The sequence below is a fragment of the Rhodothermales bacterium genome (genome assembly GCA_039944855.1).
GTDB lineage: Bacteria > Bacteroidota > Rhodothermia > Rhodothermales > JANQRZ01 > JBBSMX01.
The window spans coordinates 32,359-52,514 of record JBDUXZ010000001.1 but is presented as its reverse complement, the minus strand read 5'-3'; the positions used below and the strand labels follow the sequence as shown (position 1 = coordinate 52,514).

The window sequence follows — 20,156 nt, the reverse complement described above, 5'->3', positions numbered from 1 at the left end:
GCGCTTCCAATTCGTCAACAGGTAGGAGCCGTGTCAGGAAAGCACCTGCAGCATCCGGCCGACGCGCTCGACTTCGAGGCGCATCCGGTCGAGCACCGGCTTCGGCGTGTCGAAGTTGCCGTCGTGGTACGGCGGGTAATCCGGGTCGAGTTGGGCGTCCGAGTACGGGATGCCGCAGGCGCCCCCCTGGCACGGCTCGCGCTCGGCCACAAACCCCGCGAGGTCCTGCCGGCACGCCTCCGCTTCATCGACGGTCGGCGAGAGGGTCTGATAGCGGTACGTCAAGTCGCCGGAGGCCGGGTGACGGACGAGTTCCTGCCGCGTGCAGATGAGGTGCAGGCCGTCATTGTCCGGTGTGATGTAGACGGCGGCCACCTCCTCGAACGTGCCCTCTTTCGAGTGGAGAGTCGCCCGAACCTCGGTCCGACGCATGTCTAGGCCGTAGTAGTTGAAGGCGTCGAAGAAGAGGTACGGAGCCGGCACGCCGACGCCGCGGTACTGTGACACGACCGGAGAATCGCCGAGGGAAGAGCGGGAGAAGCAGGGGCACGAGGCGGTGGGCGCCGTCGCCATGCGCGAGGCCGCATCCGTAGCCGGGCTCGCGGTGTATGCCGCCACCTGATCCGAGGGCACGTCGACGACGGCGTCGCATGCGGAGAGGAGGAGCGCGGTCGAGAAGAGAAGGGCGAGGGGGAATCTCATGCCAGGTGGAGGTCGAGGTTTGGGCTGTGGAGCGGAGGGCGTGGTGAGGGTTCGACACGGCCTCTTGCAAACACCGGACGCCCGGAAACATACGTCATTCATGCCGATGTGTTGTCCGCTTCGAACTCCGAATTACCCCGTCCATAGCCCCTTTCGCGACGGTGTGCCCACGTCTGCGACGGGCTCTCCCCTCGCCGTCTCAGCGTGATCTAGGTCCCCGTCGTTGCGCGGTGGGGTCAGTAGATCCGCACGTAGTGCTTGGCCTCGCCGAGTTGGGCGAGCCGCTCGGCGTCCGCCCGCTCCGCCGCATCCTCTGACTGCAACGCCTCCCGCAGCGCCGTGAGGTCGGCCGAGCGCTTGACACGGACGTAGGAATCGGGCAGCCCGTCCACGTCCACGAGGAGTTCGACGGGCACAGTGCCGCTGCGCTGCAGCTTGACGCGGCCGAGCGAGGTGAGGTACTCGCTGTCGCCGTGCTGCTGCATCGAGGCGGCGAGGCGGTCCTTGAGCGACTGCGCCGCGTTCGTCATGCTGCGCTCGGCCTCTTGCAGCCGCTGCCGCTCGACCTTGATCGCCTCGGCCGTCGTCTCGAGCCGCCGGAGGACCCGGAGGTAACCCTCCACCTTCTGGTCCCGCACATCGAGGAGGTGGTTGTGCTCGGCCTCGATCTCATCGGTGATCTCTCCGCCGGCCGCGAGCAGGGCGTCTTCGAGCGCGAGCAGGTCGGCGTCGATAGCGTAGAGGGAGAGGGCTTTCATGTCGGTCATAGGAGCAGGAGGATTCGGAGAGACGCGGTTATTCGAGCAGACAAGACTACGCATGCGGCCCCGTCTCCGGCCAGCAACCAGCACCGCCGATCTCTCGTACGCCCGACGTGACGCCGCCGGGTCAGCCTTCGCCTGCCGCACGCGTGAAAGCGCGTCGCACCGGAATATTTAGCGGCACCGCGCGTTACACGGCCCCGGCTCCCTCTTCCCGACGCGGACTCGATCTTCACCCCGATGCCCCCTGCCCCGAACCGATCCCTTTTCGGCCGCCTCCTGCTGCTGTTCACGCTCGTCCCGATCCTGGAACTCGCGCTCCTCGTATGGCTCGGGCAGCAGATTGGGTTCTGGCCTACGGTCGGGATCATCGCAGCCACGGCGCTGCTCGGCTCGTTCCTCGCCCACCGCGAAGGGCTCTCCGTCCTCGCCCGATTCCGCGCCCGCGTCGCCTCCGGCGCGATGCCGGGCAGCGAGATCACCGACGGCCTCATCATCCTCATCGCCGGCGCCCTCCTGCTGACGCCCGGCGTGCTGACCGATGTCGTCGGATTCCTCGGGCTCTTCCCGCCGACGCGCGCCGTCATCAAGCGGATCGTCATGAAGCGGTTCCAGCGAGGAATCCTCGGCGGCACGGTCCACGTCGCGACGTGGCCGCCCGCCGCAGCACCCGCGCAGCCCCCCGCGCAGGACGAGGTTATCGACGTGGAGTACGAAGAGATCCGCCGCGACGCTTAGCTCTCGCCGAGGACGCTACCGGACCACGAGGAGCTTGCGTGTCGACACGGCCCCGGCGGCACGGAGCGTGCAGACGTAAACCCCGCTCGCCGCGGCCTGACCCGAGGCGTCCCGACCGTCCCACCTCACGCTGTGCGGACCTGCAGCACGGTCTCCATCGGTGAGCACGCGGACGCGCTGGCCGAGCAGATCGTACACCGTGAGCGTCACTGGACCCGCCTCGGGGAGGTCGAACGGGATGAGCGTCGAGTTGGTGAACGGGTTCGGGTAGTTATCGTAGAGCGCGGGCCGGGTTGGAGCCGTGCCTGTCTCGTTCGCCACCGTGCTCCCGTTCGAGAACGTCTCCACCGCGAGGTCGTCGAGGTAGAACCCGTCGCCGGTGACGGAGCCGTCGGATTGCAACCGGAACTGGAGGTAGACCTCCGGTTCGCCTTCGTAGGCGCTCAGGTCCATCAGTTCCTCGGCCCACTGCGTCCGTGTGCCGTCGTAGCCGGGCTCGCCGGAAGTCTGATCGCCGGAGCCGGAGCCGGGCCGGGTGTAGCGGCCCGCCAGCGGCGTCCAGTTCGTGCCGTTCGTCGAAGCACGGACCTGCACGAAGTCATAGTTGGACTCGATGTCCCAGCGCGCGCTGAACCGTAGCTGCGGGCTCACGCCGTCGCTGAGGTCCAGCGGCTCGGCTAGCGTCAGCGCGTTCGAGACATTATTCCCATACGACCCCGTCGGGCTGTCGGCGAACGAGGTCGGCGGCGACGTGCTCGTGCTCGCGAGGCCCCACCCCGTGCCCGTATCCCACGCTGCCATCGAGCCCGCCGCGTCCTCGAACACCGCGACCGGCGTGCCCACCGAGATCGGTCCAAGCGGCTGAACGAGCGTCGTCCCATCGAACGTCATCTCGACCGCCAGCCCGTCCTGCAAGCCGACGGCGGCGTCGAGCCCGAGCGTGAACGCGAGCCCTTCGAGCTCCACCATGCCTTCGGGGCCGAGCGAGAACGGCGCACTCAGCGCGCCCGATTCGATGGGGAGCGCGGGGTTCGTGCTGACGATCCGCGCCCGTGCGTCGGAAACGCCTGCCAGCCCGAGATTCTGAAGCGTGAGGGTGAGCGCCGCCGGCTCGCCGGGGTCGACGTAGCCGTTCGGCGCGGCGTGCGTCTCAGCGATCTCAAAGGCCTGCACGCGGGGGTAAGCGCCCGCGAACCACGCGAGGCTGAGATTCGCCACGCGGTTCTCCTCGGCGAGCGGGACGATGCGGTCCTCGTCGGGCCAGAACCCGTCGCCCGACCTCCCTACCTCGGGCGTCCACGCGTAGGCTTTCCCCTTCGTCGTCTGCTCGCCGTAGTACCAGTCGTCGGAGTCCCCATTCGCGGGGTAGAGCACGTCAGCGGCCTGCCCGAACTCGTAACCGTTGACCCGCGTCATGTCGCCGGAGATGGTGGTGAAGACGTCTTGGTCGGGGGTGTACACGCCTTCCTCGTAGCCCCACGGGTGCAGCAGGACGTTGCTGTACGAGTGGTAGTTGAACGCGGCCACGATCTCCCGGCTCTCCACGAAGTCCCGGATGGCCTGCGTCTCGGGCTCGGAGAACGGCCCCGGCCCGCGGTACGTCTCGCCGCCCGGGCTCGGGCTCGACCCGGTGTTGTCGCGCCCCCACTCGTACGCGTAGTTCCGGTTGAGGTCGACGCCGAAGCTGTTCCCGCCGTTGTCCCGGCGGTTCTTCCGCCAGAAGCCGCCGCCGTTCGGGCTCGTCGTTTCGTTGTACACGTAGCCGTCGGGATTGAGCACGGGCACGAAGTAGAGCTCGCGGTTGTCGACGAGGTACGTCACCTCGGGGTCGCTGCCGTAGTTCTCCAGCAGGTAGTACATGTAATAGAGCACCGAGGTCATGCCCTGCGGCTCGCGGGCGTGGTGGAGGCCGGTGTAGAGCACCTCCGGCTCGTCTTCGTCGACGGTCGGGGCGTTGGAGATCTTGACCATCCACAGGTCGCGCCCCTCCCACGACTGCCCGATGGAGACGCGCTCGGAGATGAGGCCGGGGTAGTCCGCCGCCAGCTCGTCGAGCTTCCCGAGGACTTCGTCGAACGTGTAGTAGCCGCCCATCGATCCGTAGCCGAACCCGCCACCGACGCGACTCGCTGCGAGGCCGGCGGCGCGATCAGCCTCGGTCGCCGGCGGACGGGCAGCGTACGCCGCTGCGACATCCGGCACCGACACCTCGAACGGAAACGTGCTCGCGGCGAGGTCGGCGAGGTCTACCTCGCTTAGCACCGTGACGGCCACGAACCGGCCGCCCTCTTTCTGCAGATCGACGTGTCCGAGGCCGGGGACGCGCTCGGCGATCGCGCGGAGGTCGGCCCGATCCGTGAGGGCGATGCGGACTTCGCTGTAGCGGGGCGCTACGGACTGCGCGAGGACAGAAGAGCCGGCGAGCGTGACGACGAGGAAACAGAGGGAAGCGGAGAGACGGCGCATGCGGGCAGTGCGATGGCGGAGAGACGGCGGGGCCCAAAAGTACGCGGCCCCCGAGTCAAAGCCAACCGCATCAGACAGTTGAGCTTGCCCTCGCTCGACGCGTGAAGAGGGGCGTAAATGACACCTGCCGGCGAACTCGCCGCTGGGAATCCGGTTGCCAACGCTCGCCCGAGATCTCCTGTCCGTGCCCGCTACCGCTACGCCTCGCCCCGGCTTCTTCCTCCGCATTCCGCTCGGCCTCCGCTACATGGCAGGGTCCGCGCTGGCCTTCAGCCTGATGACGCTGTTCGTCAAGCTGGCCGGGCAGACGATCCCGACGATGGAGATCGTGTTCGCGCGCTCGGTCCTGATGGCAGGGATGATCTACGTCCTCGTTCGCCGCGCCGGCCTCGCCCCGCTCGGCCACAACCGGGCGCTACTGTTCGCGCGCGGCGTGATCGGCGTCGCCGCGCTGAGCCTGTTCTACTTCGCGATCCCCCGCATCCCGCTCGGCGACGCGACGGCGCTGTTCTACATGGCCCCGATCTGGACCGCGCTCTCGGCGGCGTTCGTCCTCCGCGAGCGTACGGCGGGGCTCGTGCTTGTCGGGATGGCCGTGAGCCTCGTCGGCGTCGTGCTCATCTCCGAGCCGTCGTTCCTCTTCGGCTCACTCGACGCGCTCGACGGATTGGCCGTAGCGGCCGTCGTCGCGGCGTCGATGCTCTCGGGGCTCGTGTACACCATCGTCCGCAAGCTGCGTGCGACGGACGCGCCGGACGTCATCATCTTCTACCTCTCGTGGATCGGCGTCGTCGGCGCGCTCCCCTTCGCAGGGAACTGGGTGATGCCGACCGGCTGGGCATGGCTGTGGCTCCTCGGCGCCGGCGTCTCGACGCTCGTCGGGCAGCTCTGCTTGACGCGCGGGCTCCACCTCGAAAAAGCGGGCCGGGCGATTTCCGTCGGCTACCTCCAGGTCGTTTTCGCGTTCGTGTGGGGCGCCCTCGTCTTCGGCACCGTGCCCGACTTCCAGAGCCTCGCCGGAGCCATGCTCATCGTCGGCAGCGTCCTGCTGATCGCGCGGCGGAAGTAGGCCCTCCGGCTTGCATGCGTGGTCGGCCGTGCGTTACTTCGCGGGCACCACCCGCACCCTCGCCGATGCTCACCGCTCCCCTCTCCCCGCCCGACGTCCTCCGCGACGAACCCGAGCAGTTCCGCCCTGAGACCTGCCCCAACTGCGAGGCCGAACGCCTCGGCGACTACTGCCAGCGCTGCGGGCAGCACTACCTCGATGGCCGCCTCACGCTCGGAACGCTGTGGAGCGAGTTCGCCGAGCGCTTCCTGAAGATGGAACGCGGGCTGGGGCTGACCGTGCGCACGTTGACGGTTGCGCCGGGCCGCGTCTGCCGCCGCTACGTCGCGGGCGAGCGCAAGCGCTACGTCAGCCCGCTCAGCTACTTCGTCCTCGGCACCGCCGTCGTCCTCTTCGCCTTCTCGTTTCAGATCGACGGGATGAAGGAGTGGATGATCGAGATGATGGAGCGTGGCGACGGCACCCCGCTCTTCGGCCTGCTTCCGGCTGACAAAGTCCCCGAGTTCGTCGAGCTAAACCTCAAGCTGATCGGGGTGACGTATGCGTACCAGGTCATCCTGCTCTACGTCCCTTTCGTGCTGTTCATGCGGCTGTTCTTCCGCCGCTCGGGCTTCAACCTCGCCGAGATCTCAGTCTACGCCCTGTTCGTGACCGGCCATTACCACTTAATCGACGGCCTTCTCTCGCTCCCGCTACTGGCGTTTACCGGCTCGGCGACCCCGCCCTGGCTCACCATCATGCTCAGCTTGTTCTTCCTCTGCTTCGGCGCCGTCGGGTTCTTCGGCGGGCGGGTGGGCACGGCGTTCAAAACCATCGGGGCCTACGTGCTGGCCTACCTCATGTTCGGCATCATCCGCGACGGCGCCCTCCTGCTCTGGGTGCTGAGCACGTGAGCCCTACACGTCGAGATCATCGGCTTCTGCGGCGTGGGACATTATGAAGGCGAAGCGCGGCGCGGCGTCCTTCCCCATCAAGTCGGAGATCGTGTTCTCCGTCGTCAGCCGCTCGCCGTCGGGGATCGTGACTTGCAGCAGGCGGCGCTTAGCGGGGTCGAGTGTCGTCTCCTTCAGCGTCTCGGGCATCATCTCGCCGAGCCCCTTGAAGCGCTGGATTTCCGGTTTCACGTTGCGCGGCAGCTTCTTGAGGATGCGCGCCCGGTCCGCCTCGTCGAGCGCCCAGTGCGTCTCCTTCCCCGCGTCGATCCGGTAGAGCGGCGGCTGCGCGATGAAGACGTAGCCCTCGTCGATGAGCGGACGCATGTAGCGGTAGAGGAACGTCAGCAGCAGCGTCGTGATGTGGTGGCCGTCAGAATCGGCGTCCATCAGCAGGACGAGCTTGTGGTAACGGAGCTTCGACACGTCGAGGTCGTCGCCGAGCCCGCAGCCGAGCGCGTCGACGATGTTCGACAGCTCTTTGTTGGCGTTGACCTTCGACTTCGTGGCCTGCTCGGCGTTGAGGACCTTGCCGCGCAGCGGGAGGATCGCCTGTGTCGCGCGGTCGCGCCCCTGCTTCGCCGAGCCGCCGGCGGAGTCGCCCTCGACGAGGAACAGCTCGCTCTCGGCGGGGTCGGTGCTCGCGCAGTCGGTGAGCTTGCCGGGGAGGTTGAGCCGGTGGCTGACGGCGGTCTTGCGTCGGGCCTGCGTCGCGGCGGCCCGGCTTGCCATGCGCGCCCGCGCCGCCTGCACGATCCGCGTCACGATCGCCTCGGCGACGGTCGGGTGCGCGTTCAAGTATTGCTCGAAGTCGATCCGCAGGGCGCCGCTGACCATGCTCCGCGCCTCGGGATTGTTCAAGCGCTCCTTCGTCTGCCCCTGAAACTGCGGCTCGACGATGAACAGGTTGACGATGCTGTAGAGCCCCTCGCGGATGTCGTCGGCCGTGATATCGAGCTTCTTCTGGCCGAGGTCGTGGGTGTCGATGTAGTTGCGGACGGCCTTCGTGACGGCGTCCTTCATCCCCTGCTCGTGCGTCCCGCCGAACTTCGTCGGAATCCCGTTGACGAACGAGCGCACCTGCTCCTTCGGCGCCTCCGTCCAGTGGAGCGCGATCTCGACGCGCCCGCCGTCCTCCATCGCCTCGCGCGCGACGAACGCCTCGGGGTGCACCGGCCGCGCTTTGTCCGCCGCCGTCAGCGTGTCGAGGTACTCGGCGATCCCGCCCTCGTGCTCGTACTCGTACCGTTGCCCGTTGACGTCGTCCTTGAAGACGATGCGGAGCCCGGCATTGAGGTACGTCTTGACTTCGAGATTGTCCGCGATGAGGGCCGCGTCGAACTCGACCGTCTCGAAGATGTCGGGGTCGGGCCGGAAGAAGATGCTCGTGCCCGTGCCGCGAACGTTGCTGCGGACCGTCTTCAGTTTGGAGGTCGGCGCACCGCGTTCGTAGGTCTGCTGGTAGAGCTTCCCGTCGCGCTTGACCTCGGCGACGAGCTCCTCGGAGAGCGCGTTCACGACCGACGAGCCGACGCCGTGGAGCCCACCCGAGGTGATGTAGCTGCCGTGGTCGAACTTGCCGCCCGCGTGGAGCGTGGTGAGGATCACCTCGATCGTCGGCACCTTCTTCGTCGGGTGCTTATCGACGGGGATGCCGCGCCCGTTGTCGGTGACGGTGAGGCTGCGGCCGTCTTTGTGGAGCGTCACCTCGATGAGCGATGCGAACCCGTTCGTCGCCTCGTCGACGGCGTTGTCGACGATCTCCCAGACGAGGTGGTGGAGGCCGGACTTGCCCGTCCCGCCGATGTACATGCCGGGGCGGCGGCGGACGGGCTCCAGCCCTTCGAGGACTTGAATGTCTTTGCCGGTGTACGTGCGGGCGGCGGTCTCGGCCATGAGGCAATGCTGGTGACGGGTGGTGGACGGTGTAGGCTCAATATACCGAGCGGGTGTGCCCCCACCCTGTCACATTCGTCAGAAGCCAGACGTGCAGTGGGTACGAGAACCGTCTGCTAGGCGTCCTCTCCCTCCCCACCTTTTCGTTGACGACACGGGTAAGCGCGGACCGCCCCTGGCGGGATCTGTCCAACCGTAAACCACCCCCCCGAGCTTGGACTACGCCTCGCACCTACACCCGCACTATGCTGTTCGTTAGGGATTTACTCCCCCATGCTCGTTCTGGGTATTTCCCCCATGAGCAATGACGGGCTAGTCCCGATGGCTTCGCCTTACCTATTTCAAACCAGACGCTTATACTCTTTCACCCCCTCTCTCCATCTCTTCTCCCACCCCCGCCATGCCCCTCCATCCAGCGCGCACCTCGTCGACGCACCACGCGCCGCTATCTCCCCAACTCAACGTGCACTCCAGCACGTCCACGAGCGAAGCCCCGCACGCCAAACTGGAGCGCTCTCCCGTCGTGATCCGACGCACGCCCATCACCGACCGCATGGTGCAGGCCGTCATGGTGCTGACGATCGTCGAGCTTGAGCAAGACCTCATCCCCGCTCAGGGCGCAGGCAACATCCTCTACGTCTACGCGCAGGACCATGAGATCACGCACGACGTGCGCCGCACGCTCGAAGTCTTCGACGGCGACATGAACGAGGCGATCGACAGCATCCGTACGTTCGTGATCGACGGGATCATCGGCGATCCGCCCCGCACCCGCTAGCGTTCCGACACCGGCTCCGTGGCCTCCGACACTCTCCCGTGGCGGAAGCTCGCCGCGGGTACGCCTCGCCAATGCCTAGTTCCCCCTGTCCAGATGCAACTCCACCGGCGGCGGGGTGACGGCGCGGAGCGTGCCGCGCTCGATGATCGTCCGGCCCTTGTTGCCCCGGTTCGTGACCTCGAACTTCGTCGTGCGGACGATCTCCTTCCGCCCCCGGCTCGTCTCGACTTCAAGCCCTTCGCGCGCGGCGTCGCTCACGACGAACCCGAGCACGCGGTCGCTCTTGCCGTCGAGCCGCATCGCGATCACGCCCTTCGCGGCGCTCTTGAACACGGGGATCTGGCTGACGGGGAAGACGAGCCCGCGCCCTTCCTTCGAGGCAAGACACACGTTCTCGTCGCCGCGCGCGACCTCGACCCCCACCGCGCTCGACCCCTTCGGCAGACGCACGAACACGCGGCCGTTCTTGTTTGACGGCTCGGCGAAGCTCTCCAGCGTGAACCGGACGGACATCCCCTCGTCCGTAATCGCCACGCCGAACGGCCCGGCCTCGACGCCGTCGGGCAGCGCCCCGTCACCCTGGAACAGGTCGAGGTCGACGAAGGCGGCGTCGGGCAGGCTCTCCGGTAGCACGCGCTCGTCGAGCGAGATCACGCCGACGACGCGCTCCTTGTCTTTGAAGTCGAAGTACTTCTGCACCGGGTCGCCGTAGCCCGTCGTCTGCGGCAGGTCGTCGATGCGGATCGTGTAAGCGCGGCCGGCGCTCGTGAAGAAGCAGACCGTCGCTCGCGTCGAGCCGGCTAGGGCGTAGGCCACGTGGTCGCCCTCGCGCACGCGGATCGCGTCGAGCTCGGTGTACGAGCGCTGCCGCTTGACCCAGCCGTCGCGGGTCACGATGACGTAGACGTCCTCCTTCGTGATGTAATCCTCGGCGGAGTATTCGAGCACGGCGTCGGGGCCGGCGATGATCGTGCGGCGCTCGTCGGCGTACTGCTTCTTCAGCTCGCGGAGCTCTTTCTTGATGAGGCTCCAGAGCGCTTTGTCGTCGCCGAGGAGTTTGCGCAGCGCAGCGGCCTGCTGCTCCTTGTCGGCGAGTTCGGCTCGGATCGCGCTCATCTCCATCCGGGCCAGCCGGTAGAGCTTGATCTCGAGGACGGCGTCGGCTTGCAGATCGTCGATTCCGAAGCGGTGCATGAGCCGCTGCGCGGCGTCGGACTTGTTCTTCGAGGAGCGGATAATCTTGATAGCCTCGTCGAGCGCGTCGAAGATCTTGACGAAGCCCTTGAGGATGTGGATGCGCTTCTCGAGCTGCTCGAGGTCGAACTGCAGCCGCTTCGTGACGACCTCGAAACGGAAGTCGAGGAAGGCTTGCAGCGCTTCGCGGAGGTCGACCTTCTTCGGCGCGGCGACCTCCGGGTTCTCCGTCGGCACGAGGCACGTCATGTTGACGTGGAAACGGCTCTGGAGCGGCGTGTGCTTGAAGAGGTACGCCATCGCCGCCTCGGCATCGGCGCCACGCTTGATCTCGAGGACGATCCGGACGTCGTCCGTGCTCTCGTCACGGATGTCGACGATCTGCGGGACCTTCCCCTCGCGGATGTGATCGGCGATCTTCTCGATGAGATCGCCCTTCGAGAGCGCGTACGGGATCGACGTGATGATGACGCGACTCTTGCCCTCCACCTCGTAGGACCCGCGTAGGTCGATCGCGCCCTCGCCGTTCTCGTAGATCGTGACGAGCTCCTCGGGCGTGTTTAGGATGCGGCCGCCCGTGGGGAAGTCCGGCGCCTGCACGTACTTCTCGACGAGCGTGCGGACGAACGCGTTCGGGCTGCCGATGAGGTATATCGCAGCGTCGATGACCTCGCCGAGGTTGTGCGGCGGCATGTTCGTCGCCATCCCGACGGCGATGCCCGTCGCGCCGTTGACGAGCAGGTTCGGGAACTGCGCCGGGAGGACGACGGGCTCGAAGAGCGTGCCGTCGTAGTTCGGCCGGAACGGGACGGTCTGCTTGCGGATCTCCTCGGAGAACGACGCGCCGAGCGGGGTCAACTTGGCCTCGGTGTAGCGCATGGCCGCCGGGCTGTCGCCGTCGAGCGAGCCGAAGTTGCCGTGGCCGTTGACGAGCGGGGCGCGGAGGCTGAACGGCTGTGCCATCCGCACGGCGGCGTCGTAGATCGCCGTGTCGCCGTGGGGGTGGTACTTCCCCATCACCTCGCCGACGACCGTCGCGCTCTTGCGGAAGCGCGAGTCCGGCGTCAGCCGGAGGTTCGTGTACATCGCGTAGAGGATCCGCCGCTGCACCGGCTTGAGCCCGTCGCGGATGTCGGGGAGCGCGCGGCTCGTGATGACCGAGAGGGCGTAGTTGAGGTAGCGCTCGCGGGCGGTCTCGTGAAGCGGGATGACGTCGACGACGGGCATATCTTTTTTCTTTGCAATAACAGCTTAAAAGGGCCGCCGCATCCTGCCGAGGCCCGTGCTCCCCCCGAACATACAACATGGGGGTGTCAACCCGTGACACCCGCCGCGGCGCAAAAACGGCCCCCGCCCCTTACGCCACGTCGTAGGCCAGCGTGAAGTAGTCGGCCCGCTCGCTCGGGTGGAGCCGCAGGAGGTTCGCCTTCGCGAGGAGCACGAGCGTCTGCGACGCCCGCCGCGGCGGAATGTCGACGAGGCGAGCGAAGCCCTCAACGGTGATCTGCTCGTGGCGGTCGAGGTAGCGCATCAGCGCCCGCTCCTTGTCGCCGAACTCGAAGCGGACGTCGGTCGGCGCCCGCTCGTGTTTCATCAGGCGGACGGCCTCGCGGCTCGCCTCGATGCTCTGGTCGGCGACGCGGACGTACGGCGTGCGCGGACGCCCGCTCCCGTTCACGGCGTTGACGAGGTAGTGCGGCTTCTCCGCGCTCTCGGGCACGTCGACGACGAGCACGTCCCGGCGCCGGGACACCTCGACGGCTTCGATCTCGACGGCAACCGGCGGGTCGCAGTGGGTGTCGAGGGCGTGGCGGAGCGCGAACCGCTCCTCCTCGGCGTCGCGGACGCCACGGATCGTCCCGTCGTCGTCGACGCCGACGAAGAGCTTGCCTCCGCGGGCGTTCGCGAGGGCGATGACTTCTTTGGCGAGGCGTTCGGGCTGCGGCGCGCGGCGCTTGAACTCGATGTGGAATCCTTCACCGAAGCCGACGTACCGCTTGAGATCGTGCAGGTCCATAGCGCAAGTATGGCTGAAGGGCCGGGGAGGTTTCGCGCGAGCCGCACGACGGCCGAGGCAATAAATCAGCCCTCCTCCGCCTCCCGCATCGCGCTCAGCATGTCCTCCCGCTTCGCCGCCCGCGTCATCAGCTCGTAGACGGCGTCCTCCGGGCGGAGGTGGTGGAAGAGGATGTTGTGCACGGCCTCCGTGATCGGCATTTCGACGCCGTGGCGCTCGGCCAGTTCGCGGACCGAGAGCGTCGTTTTGACCCCTTCCGCCACCATCTTCATCTCCTGCTCCACCTCCTCCAGCGTGCGGCCTTTCCCGATCTGCTCGCCGAAGTAGCGGTTCCGGCTGTGGCGGCTGAAGCACGTCACGATGAGGTCGCCGAGCCCGGCGAGCCCGGAGAACGTGTGCGGGTCCGCACCGAGCGCAAGCCCGAGCCGCTTGATCTCGGCGAGGCCGCGCGTGACGAGCGCCGCCTTCGCGTTGTCGCCGAGCCCGACGCCGTCGCCCATCCCGGCCGCGAGGGCCATCACGTTTTTGACCGAGCCTGCGATCTCGACGCCGATGAGGTCCATGTTGACGTAGACCCGCAGCCGGTCCGTCATGAACGCGTGCTGCGCCGCGTGCGCCGCCTCCACGTCTGGCATCGCCACCACAACCGTCGTCGGCCGGCCTGCGCCCACTTCCTCGGCGTGGCTGGGCCCGTAGAGCACACCGATCCGGTCGGGGTTCGCCTCGATGAGCACGTCGCGGAGCACCTGCGTCGTCGTCATCAGCGTGTCGACCTCGATCCCTTTGGCGACGGAGACGACCGTGTGCTCCCGCCCGATCCGGTCGGCGAGGTGGCCCGCGACGGGCCGGACCGACTGCGACGGCGTCGCGAACACGATGAGCGCGCATCCTTCCACCGCTTCGGCTACGCTCGACGTGACCGTCACCCGGTCCGGCAGCACGGCGTTCGGGAGGTATTCGAGGTTGCGCCGCTCGCGCTGGATCATCTCGACGAGGTCGGGGCGGCGGGCCCAGAGCTTGACGTCGTGCGCGCCGTAAACGGCGAGGCTGTGTGCGAGTGCGGTCCCCCAGCTCCCGGCTCCGAGCACGGCGATGGAGTTCTCGGCGAGGTTTCGCATGGGGGCGCGTCGGTTGTGGCGAGGAGGAGAAAGGGCGCTAGCCGACGATCCGGCCGAGTTCGATGGGCTGCTCGCCCATCGCCGTCCACACGGCCTTCGCGTCCGCGACGCGCGACGGCGGCACGACGGCCACGAGCCCGACGCCGAGGTTGAACGTGCTCCGCATGTCGTCCTCCGGTACGTCGCCGAGGCGCCCGATCAGCTCGAAGATCGCGGGTCGCTCCCACGCATTCCAGTCGACGTCGAGGCGCAGGCCGTCGGCGAGGATGCGCTTCGTGTTGCCTTCGAGCCCGCCGCCGGTGATGTGCGCGAAGCCGTGCGCGAGGTCGTCGCGGACGAGCGCTTGAATCGCGTCGAGGTACGAGCGGTGGACGCGGAGGAGCACCTCCCCCACCGTCTCGCCGCCGAGTTCGCCGGGCCGGTCATCCACGCCGAAATGTTCGAAGAGGACGGCGCGGGCGAGGGAGTACCCGTTCGTGTGCAGCCCCGTCGACGGCAGGCCGAGGAGGACGTCACCCGCCTCGACGCGGCGCCCGTCGATCACGCCGTCCCGTTCGACGACACCGACGATGCTCCCCGCGAGGTCGTAATCGCCGTCGCTGTAGATGCCCGGCATCTCGGCCGTCTCGCCGCCGATGAGCGCGCAGCCGTTCTCCTTGCACGCCGTCACGAAGCCCGTCACGATCTGCTCGGCCACATCGGGCTCCAGCCGCCCGGTCCCGAGGTAGTCGAGGAAGAACAGCGGGCGCGCGCCGCAGACGGCGATGTCGTTGACGCAGTGGTTGACGAGGTCCTGACCGACGGTGTCGTGCCGCCCCGCGCGCACGGCCACTTTCAGCTTCGTCCCGACGCCGTCGATGGACGAAACGAGCACGGGCTCGCGGTACGCCGCCGTGTCGAGCGCGAAGAACCCGCCGAACGCACCGATGTCGGCGAGCACGCCCGGCGTGAACGTCTGGCGGACGAGCCCTTTGATGCGGCCGACGGTTTCTTCCCCGGCGGCGATGTCGACGCCGGCATCACGGTAGGTGGTCATGGTGCAGTACGTGCTGAGCGGTGCGGAAGCGGAAATGCGGAGTCACGGAAGATAGCAGAAACAGGGGCGCGCATCCCGCTGCCGGGTAGCCTTACTCCCCGCTCGCCGCTCGCCACGGCGGATCGGTTTTGCCGAGGAACGACGCGATCCCGGCTTTGCAGTCGTCGGTACCGCGGGCGAGTGCGTTGAGTTGGACGGCGTGGTCGAGCGCTTCGCTGAGGCCCATCCCCGGCACGTCAGCGAGGAGGCGTTTCGTGAGCGCCACGGCCGTCTCGCTCGTCTCCGTCGCCAGTTCGTCGGCGAGTGTTCGGACGGCGGTGTCGAGGTCGGCGGCGGGGACGGCGCGCGTGACGAGGCCGACCGCGGCGGCGTCCGCAGCGGAGATGAGGTGGCCGCGAAGCATGAGGTCGCGCGCTGCCGCCTCGCCGAGCTTGCGGAGCACGAAGACGGAGACGATGGCGGGGACGAACCCGATTCGCACTTCGGTGAACCCGAGCTTCGCCCCGTCGGCGACGAGCGCGAAATCGCAGACCGCGGCGAGCCCGCATCCGCCTGCGATCGCGTGCCCGTTGACATGGGCGACGACCGGCTTCGGGTGACGGTAGATCGCCTCGAACAGCCCGGCGAGGTGCTGCGAGTCGGCGAGGTTGTCCATCGGCGACGCCGTCTGCAGGGCTTCGAGCGCGGCGAGGTCGGCCCCGGCCGAGAACACTTTCCCCGCTCCCGTCAGCACGACGACGCGGACCGCGTCGTCTTCGGCGGCCTCGGCGAGCGCGTCTTTCAGCGCGCCGACGAGGTCGGCGCTGAGCGCGTTGCGCTTGTCGGGCCGGTTGAGCGTGAGGGTGAGGACGCGGCCCTCACGGCGGCGCAGGACGAGAGCCTGCCCTGAGCTTGTCGAAGGGTCGGACATACGAGTGGGAATGGTGACGGGCGACAGGAAGGCGTGCGGAAACTTACTGCGGCGGCATCCCCTGTGCCCACGGTTTCCCCTCCGCCCCGGCCCACGCGACAAACAACGGCCACAGTTCGGACTGCGCTTCGATGGCATAGCGCACGAGATCCGGCCCGGCACCGAGCACGGCATCCCGCGTCATCTTCCGGCGAACCCACATTCCGTTCGCCCTAGCGAGGTCGTCGGGCAGCGCGGCAAGCGGCTCGGCGTAGGTCGGCGAGGCCAGCGACTTCGTGACGGTGGGCGCGTACGTGAAGGTGTAGCCGCGCTCAATCAGCCCGTTGAGGAGGCCCAGCGTCCGCGCCGGGTCGTCGAGCATCCACGCCTTCGCCTCGCGAAACAGGCCTTTGGCGTACTCGCCGAGGTAGAGCCCGAACACGAAGCCGTCGGGGTAGAGGCTGTGCGAGAGTTGCACGTCCGTGAGACGGCGCCGCGGCGGACGGTAAAACGCCATCCACTGATGGTGGTGGCAGCCGCCAGCGCCGAAGTCGTTCTTGAGCAGGCGGCTGAAGACGTTCTTCTCCGTCTCGAACGGGAGGCGGTTCGGGAGGACCCAGTTGACCACGAGGTCGTCGCGATACGCCTTGAGCGGCGCGGTGACGTGCGCCGCGATCGTGTCCTTCTCCGCGCGGTACTGCTCGATGTGCGGGTGCTCGCGCAACCGCTCCAGCACGGCGAACGCTTCGGGAGCAAAACCGGCGAACCGGAGGTCCAACGGGTCGGGGGTCGAAAAGCGTTTCACTGCGGGGCGTGCAACTTCGGTGGGCCGAGTTCGTGTATCGCCCCGTACGACCCTCGGGGGAAGTCTTTGTTCTTTGGATGAACTGATTACCCTATCTTTTTCGTGAGGGTCTTAGGCGCATGTTCTGCTACGACATGACCGCGCCCCGCTCTCCCCCGCCACTTCCTACCCTCTCAACAACACCCCAACCGCAATGCGCAAATCGCTTCTCCTCGCCCTCCTCGTCGCTTTCGCCCTGCCCATGACGGCGAACCGCGCCGAAGCCCAGTTCAGCCTGATACCCTACCTCGGCTATAACCTCGACGCGGAGTCGTTCCTCGTTGGCATCGGTACTGAGCTCGATGCACCCTTCAGTGCCGGAAACCTTGCCCTAGGCATCCGCCCTTCGATTGAATACCTCTTCATCGGTGACGAAAACTTTGGGTTCGGCAGCGATGTGAGCGTGACGGCTCTTCAGATCAACGGAGACGTAATCGCACGCCTCGAATCGGCCAGCCTCAACCCCTTTGTAGGCGCGGGCCTCGCTATCCTGTCGCAAAGCTTCAGCTTCGACTGTGAGGGGAACCCCGTTTGCGAAGCCGTGGAAGACGAGGCGGGCGGAACCGAGGTCGGCCTCAACATCGTCGGGGGCTTGGAGTTTGACAGCATCGGCTTCGGTGCTCCTTTCGTCCAGGGCCGTCTCACGCTCCTCGATGGCAGCGCAATCTCCATCCTCGGTGGCTTCACGATCCCGCTCGGCGCGAACTAAACCGCTGCGCCCTGCGACTCCGCCCCGGTCGGCCTCTGCTGACCGGGGCGTTTTATTTTCTCTCCGCCCGCCCGGTCCGTCGTTTCTTGAGACCGATCCCGTCGCTCACCTCCCTGGTCTGCTGCCCATGCGCACGCTCTCGACGCTCTCTCTCGCCCTACTCGTAGGCTGCCTCCTCTCCCCTCCAGCGCAAGCCCAGGTCCGCATCCTGCCCTACGCCGGCTACGCCTTCGACGCGGGCTACGACAACGGCGCGTCGTTCCTCGCCGACCCGACGACCGCCCTCGACACGCGGGGTGGCGTCCTCGTGGGGGTCGGAGCGGCGTTCCCGATTCTCGAACGCCGCTTCCCCTTCGACCTCGCGGTCCAGCCTTCCTTCGAAGCGACGTTCCTCCCCGGCGAGTCCCGGCAGTTCGAGGGCGGCGAGTCCCTCGACTTCAGCCAGTTCGTGCTGCGGGCGAGCGCCGAGGTCGTCGGCTCGTTCCCCCTCTCCGGCGCGCGGGTCGTCCCGTCGCTCGGGCTCGGGCTCTCGTACGCCCGCTACGCGGCCGACTTCGACGCCTCGGACGGCGCCGCCGTGGTCGGCAACGACCACGTCACGGCGTGGGCGCTGGGGCCGAGCCTCACGGCCGGGCTCCGGTTCGGCCGCGGGTCGCTGAACCCGTTCGTGCAGGCGCGCTACCGCTTCGCCACGCCCGAGCCGAACTTCAGCAGCGACCGCCCCGGCCCCGACCTCGACAACGGGTTCTCGGCCGTAGCGGGCGTCAGCATCGCGCTCTGAAGCCCGTCGGCTACTACGGCCGCTCGGGCGGGGGTGAGGGCAGCGCCGGCTTCGGCGCAGCCTGCGTCTCCATCGCCACGCGCTCCGTCCGCACCCGGTCGCCGAAGCGGACGGCTTTCCTGTAGCGCACACTAGAGATCTGGCCCCGCTTCGTCCCGACCCGGTACGTCGCCTCTTCTTCGACGCCGAAGCGGCGGACGACTTCGGCCGTGGTGAGCGGCGGGCGGCCCGGCGTGACCTCGTTGAGGAGGTCGATGAGGATGCGGGCGAGGGCCTCGGTGTCCGGCGTCTGTCGCCACCGCACCGTCGCTACCGAGTCCCGCGCAGCGAGGGGTTCGAGGCGGAAGCTGGAGACGGCGGGGATCGGCGCACTGCCGAAGGGGTTGGGCAGCGCGGAGCGGTACGTCACGGCGCGGCCGGCCGGATAACGCCCGCCCGAGGCGAGGTGAAACCGCTCGACGTCGGCGAGCAGGAGCGCTTCGAGCCCGGCGTCGGTGGCGGCCGTGGCGCGGACGTTGTCGAGTGCGGCGCGCGCCTCCCGCCCGAGCCCCGGCGCCATCTCGCGCAGCGCCGCGTTGATGGCGGCGCGGAGGCTATCGCCGTTCGCGATCTCGTAAGGCTGCCCGGTGGCATCGGTTCGGAACACGATGGGGACGCCTTCGAGCGTGTTCGTGGCGAGGTCGAAGCGCCGTTCGTCGTCGCGCCCCGGTGCTTGGTACGTCCACGCCATCGTATAGCCGCGCGGGCGGGCGGCGAGCACGCGGGTGTCGACGAGCCACGTTCCGCTCACGCTGTCGACGAGGACGCCGCCGTCGCGTTCCGCACGGCTCTTCACGATGCGGACGGTAGCGCGGTCGCCAGGGCGGCGCATGAACGGGAGCCGGACGGCGGGCGACGGCACCGTGGCCTTCACGGTCGAGTCCGTTCCAGATTGCCCCCGAAGCGGAGGCGCGGCGAGCACGGAGAACAGGGCGAGCAGGAGCAGCGGGCGCACGGGGGTAGGTAGCGAGGGAGGGAGTGCAACGAGGATAGCTGTACGGAAGGTACCGCACGGACCGCCGTGGCCGAACGAAACGTCGTGGGGGCAGCGCCTCCGCCGCCCCCACGATTCTACACTTGGCCGTCTCTCCGTCAGTCGTTGTGCGTGCGGCGTCCGGCGACGAAGTCCTCGGCCATCTCCACCATGTCGGGGGAGCCGATGTAGACCGGCGTCCGCTGGTGGAGCATCGTCGGCGTCACGTCGAGGATGGGCCGGCTGCCCGTGGAGGCCCGGCCACCGGCCTGCTCGACGATGAAGGCCATCGGGTTCGCCTCGTACATCAGGCGGAGCTTGCCGCGCGGGTCGCGCACGTTCGCCGGGTAGATGTAGATGCCGCCCTTGAGGAGGTTGCGGTGGAAGTCCGCCACGAACGAGCCGATGTAACGCGACGTCAGCGGCCGGTTCGTCGCCTCGTCCTCCATCTGGACCCACTTGATGTACTCCTTCGTGCCGTCCTCCCACGAGCGGTAGTTCCCCTCGTTGATGGAGTAGATCCGGCCCGTCGGCGGCGTGGTGATGTTGGGGTGCGAGAGGAGAAACTCGCCAATCGAGGGGTCGAGCGTGAAGCCGTTGACGCCGTTGCCGGTCGTGTAAACGAGCATCGTCGACGAGCCGTAGACGACGTAGCCCGCGGCAACCTGGTCTCGTCCGGGCTGAAGCGCGTGCTCGGCGGCGGGCTCGCACCCGTCGGGCACGCGGTAGATCGAGAAGATCGTCCCGATCGAGACGTTGACGTCGACGTTCGAGGAGCCGTCGAGCGGGTCCATCAGCACGATGTAGCGGCCGGAGTGGCCGTTCGTCTTGAGCGGAATCGCCTCGGCATGCTCCTCGCTCCCGATGAGGCAGCACTCGCCGCCGCGCCGGAGCGCGCGGACGAACTCCTCGTGCGCGAGCATGTCGAGCTTCTTCTGCGTGTCGCCGGTGGCGTTCTCGCCGCCCGCCTCGCCGAAGATGTCGACGAGGCCCGCCTTCCGCACGTCGCGGTCGACGATCTTTGCGGCGAGCGAGAGGTCGCGCAGGAGGCGCGAGAACTGGCCCGTCGAGCCGGGCACGTCCCCCTGCCGCTCGATGATGAACTGCTCCAGCGTTTTGAGCTCGCCGCCGTTCGTGGCGAGGGACTGGCTCTGGGGGACGGACACCGTTTCCATGATCCTCGGATTCTGGGGGATAGCCTAACACGGCCTATC

The 20,156-nt window shown here is 67.8% G+C and carries 18 protein-coding genes; 6 read left to right on the top strand and 12 right to left on the bottom strand.

Translation table 11 applies throughout. From position 1 onward, the window contains the following. Positions 1 to 33 precede the first annotated feature (33 nt). Positions 34 to 702 (bottom strand): hypothetical protein, encoded by a 669-nt coding sequence (locus tag ABJF88_00185; protein MEP0545328.1) that lies wholly within the window; start codon positions 700 to 702, stop codon positions 34 to 36. 236 nt (positions 703 to 938) lie between these two features. Continuing rightward, positions 939 to 1,460 (bottom strand): siphovirus Gp157 family protein, encoded by a 522-nt coding sequence (locus ABJF88_00180; protein MEP0545327.1) that lies wholly within the window; start codon positions 1,458 to 1,460, stop codon positions 939 to 941. Positions 1,461 to 1,703: 243 nt separating this feature from the next. Here ABJF88_00180 and ABJF88_00175 point away from each other — a divergent pair, with 243 nt between their 5' ends. Continuing rightward, positions 1,704 to 2,201, top strand: a complete 498-nt coding sequence (locus ABJF88_00175) for an FxsA family protein (protein ID MEP0545326.1) — start codon at positions 1,704 to 1,706, stop codon at positions 2,199 to 2,201. A 15-nt stretch (positions 2,202 to 2,216) separates the two neighbouring features. Here the strand turns inward: ABJF88_00175 and ABJF88_00170 are convergent, their stop codons facing one another. Continuing rightward, complete coding sequence (locus tag ABJF88_00170) at positions 2,217 to 4,667, bottom strand: M14 family zinc carboxypeptidase (protein MEP0545325.1); 2,451 nt, start codon at positions 4,665 to 4,667, stop codon at positions 2,217 to 2,219. Positions 4,668 to 4,851: 184 nt separating this feature from the next. Here ABJF88_00170 and ABJF88_00165 point away from each other — a divergent pair, with 184 nt between their 5' ends. Both ABJF88_00165 and ABJF88_00160 read left to right on the top strand, forming a co-directional pair. Next, positions 4,852 to 5,736 (top strand): DMT family transporter, encoded by an 885-nt coding sequence (locus tag ABJF88_00165; protein MEP0545324.1) that lies wholly within the window; start codon positions 4,852 to 4,854, stop codon positions 5,734 to 5,736. Positions 5,737 to 5,801: 65 nt separating this feature from the next. After that, positions 5,802 to 6,629 (top strand): DUF3667 domain-containing protein, encoded by an 828-nt coding sequence (locus tag ABJF88_00160; GenBank protein MEP0545323.1) that lies wholly within the window; start codon positions 5,802 to 5,804, stop codon positions 6,627 to 6,629. Between the two features lie 3 nt (positions 6,630 to 6,632). On the opposite strand, the gene ABJF88_00155 is transcribed toward ABJF88_00160, so the two are convergent. Next, positions 6,633 to 8,564, bottom strand: coding sequence for a DNA topoisomerase IV subunit B (locus tag ABJF88_00155; GenBank protein MEP0545322.1), 1,932 nt, complete (start codon positions 8,562 to 8,564; stop codon positions 6,633 to 6,635). Between the two features lie 400 nt (positions 8,565 to 8,964). Here ABJF88_00155 and ABJF88_00150 point away from each other — a divergent pair, with 400 nt between their 5' ends. Next, positions 8,965 to 9,342, top strand: a complete 378-nt coding sequence (locus tag ABJF88_00150; GenBank protein MEP0545321.1) for a hypothetical protein — start codon at positions 8,965 to 8,967, stop codon at positions 9,340 to 9,342. A 75-nt stretch (positions 9,343 to 9,417) separates the two neighbouring features. Here ABJF88_00150 and ABJF88_00145 read toward each other — a convergent pair whose 3' ends face one another. The 6 genes from ABJF88_00145 to ABJF88_00120 all read right to left on the bottom strand — a co-directional run bounded on the left by ABJF88_00145 (position 9,418) and on the right by ABJF88_00120 (position 16,374). Beyond that, positions 9,418 to 11,763, bottom strand: coding sequence for a DNA topoisomerase IV subunit A (locus ABJF88_00145; protein MEP0545320.1), 2,346 nt, complete (start codon positions 11,761 to 11,763; stop codon positions 9,418 to 9,420). A 130-nt stretch (positions 11,764 to 11,893) separates the two neighbouring features. Beyond that, positions 11,894 to 12,553: an ATP-binding protein gene (locus ABJF88_00140; protein MEP0545319.1), complete on the bottom strand. Its 660-nt coding sequence runs from the start codon at positions 12,551 to 12,553 to the stop codon at positions 11,894 to 11,896. A gap of 65 nt (positions 12,554 to 12,618) precedes the next feature. Next, complete coding sequence (locus ABJF88_00135; GenBank protein ID MEP0545318.1) at positions 12,619 to 13,671, bottom strand: NAD(P)H-dependent glycerol-3-phosphate dehydrogenase; 1,053 nt, start codon at positions 13,669 to 13,671, stop codon at positions 12,619 to 12,621. A 37-nt stretch (positions 13,672 to 13,708) separates the two neighbouring features. Further along, complete coding sequence (gene purM / locus ABJF88_00130) at positions 13,709 to 14,707, bottom strand: phosphoribosylformylglycinamidine cyclo-ligase (GenBank protein ID MEP0545317.1); 999 nt, start codon at positions 14,705 to 14,707, stop codon at positions 13,709 to 13,711. Between the two features lie 91 nt (positions 14,708 to 14,798). After that, a complete protein-coding gene (locus ABJF88_00125; GenBank protein ID MEP0545316.1) occupies positions 14,799 to 15,617 on the bottom strand; it encodes an enoyl-CoA hydratase-related protein in 819 nt (272 codons plus the stop codon). A gap of 43 nt (positions 15,618 to 15,660) precedes the next feature. Next, entirely contained in the window at positions 15,661 to 16,374 is a 714-nt protein-coding gene (locus ABJF88_00120; protein ID MEP0545315.1) for a hypothetical protein, read from the bottom strand. 220 nt (positions 16,375 to 16,594) lie between these two features. On the opposite strand from ABJF88_00120, the gene ABJF88_00115 reads away from it, so the two are divergent. Both ABJF88_00115 and ABJF88_00110 read left to right on the top strand, forming a co-directional pair. Further along, on the top strand, positions 16,595 to 17,149 hold the full coding sequence (locus ABJF88_00115; protein ID MEP0545314.1) for a hypothetical protein: 555 nt from the start codon (positions 16,595 to 16,597) through the stop codon (positions 17,147 to 17,149). 127 nt (positions 17,150 to 17,276) lie between these two features. Then, complete coding sequence (locus ABJF88_00110) at positions 17,277 to 17,930, top strand: hypothetical protein (GenBank protein ID MEP0545313.1); 654 nt, start codon at positions 17,277 to 17,279, stop codon at positions 17,928 to 17,930. A 13-nt stretch (positions 17,931 to 17,943) separates the two neighbouring features. Here ABJF88_00110 and ABJF88_00105 read toward each other — a convergent pair whose 3' ends face one another. After that, positions 17,944 to 18,924 (bottom strand): hypothetical protein, encoded by a 981-nt coding sequence (locus ABJF88_00105; GenBank protein ID MEP0545312.1) that lies wholly within the window; start codon positions 18,922 to 18,924, stop codon positions 17,944 to 17,946. Between the two features lie 137 nt (positions 18,925 to 19,061). Then, positions 19,062 to 20,117 carry a class 1 fructose-bisphosphatase gene (gene fbp, locus ABJF88_00100; protein ID MEP0545311.1) on the bottom strand — a complete coding sequence of 352 codons (1,056 nt, stop codon included), beginning with the start codon at positions 20,115 to 20,117 and terminating at the stop codon, positions 19,062 to 19,064. Positions 20,118 to 20,156 lie beyond the last annotated feature (39 nt).

What these genes read in the sequence shown, in the direction of transcription:
- ABJF88_00185 (MEP0545328.1), bottom strand. Translation starts at nt 702, where the DNA reads ATGAGATTCCCCCTCGCCCTTCTCTTCTCGACCGCGCTCCTCCTCTCC.
- ABJF88_00180 (MEP0545327.1), bottom strand. Translation starts at nt 1,460, where the DNA reads ATGAAAGCCCTCTCCCTCTACGCTATCGACGCCGACCTGCTCGCGCTC.
- ABJF88_00175 (MEP0545326.1), top strand. Translation starts at nt 1,704, where the DNA reads ATGCCCCCTGCCCCGAACCGATCCCTTTTCGGCCGCCTCCTGCTGCTG.
- ABJF88_00170 (MEP0545325.1), bottom strand. Translation starts at nt 4,667, where the DNA reads ATGCGCCGTCTCTCCGCTTCCCTCTGTTTCCTCGTCGTCACGCTCGCC.
- ABJF88_00160 (MEP0545323.1), top strand. Translation starts at nt 5,802, where the DNA reads ATGCTCACCGCTCCCCTCTCCCCGCCCGACGTCCTCCGCGACGAACCC.
- ABJF88_00155 (MEP0545322.1), bottom strand. Translation starts at nt 8,564, where the DNA reads ATGGCCGAGACCGCCGCCCGCACGTACACCGGCAAAGACATTCAAGTC.
- ABJF88_00150 (MEP0545321.1), top strand. Translation starts at nt 8,965, where the DNA reads ATGCCCCTCCATCCAGCGCGCACCTCGTCGACGCACCACGCGCCGCTA.
- ABJF88_00145 (MEP0545320.1), bottom strand. Translation starts at nt 11,763, where the DNA reads ATGCCCGTCGTCGACGTCATCCCGCTTCACGAGACCGCCCGCGAGCGC.
- ABJF88_00140 (MEP0545319.1), bottom strand. Translation starts at nt 12,553, where the DNA reads ATGGACCTGCACGATCTCAAGCGGTACGTCGGCTTCGGTGAAGGATTC.
- ABJF88_00135 (MEP0545318.1), bottom strand. Translation starts at nt 13,671, where the DNA reads ATGCGAAACCTCGCCGAGAACTCCATCGCCGTGCTCGGAGCCGGGAGC.
- purM (MEP0545317.1), bottom strand. Translation starts at nt 14,707, where the DNA reads ATGACCACCTACCGTGATGCCGGCGTCGACATCGCCGCCGGGGAAGAA.
- ABJF88_00125 (MEP0545316.1), bottom strand. Translation starts at nt 15,617, where the DNA reads ATGTCCGACCCTTCGACAAGCTCAGGGCAGGCTCTCGTCCTGCGCCGC.
- ABJF88_00115 (MEP0545314.1), top strand. Translation starts at nt 16,595, where the DNA reads ATGCGCAAATCGCTTCTCCTCGCCCTCCTCGTCGCTTTCGCCCTGCCC.
- ABJF88_00110 (MEP0545313.1), top strand. Translation starts at nt 17,277, where the DNA reads ATGCGCACGCTCTCGACGCTCTCTCTCGCCCTACTCGTAGGCTGCCTC.
- fbp (MEP0545311.1), bottom strand. Translation starts at nt 20,117, where the DNA reads ATGGAAACGGTGTCCGTCCCCCAGAGCCAGTCCCTCGCCACGAACGGC.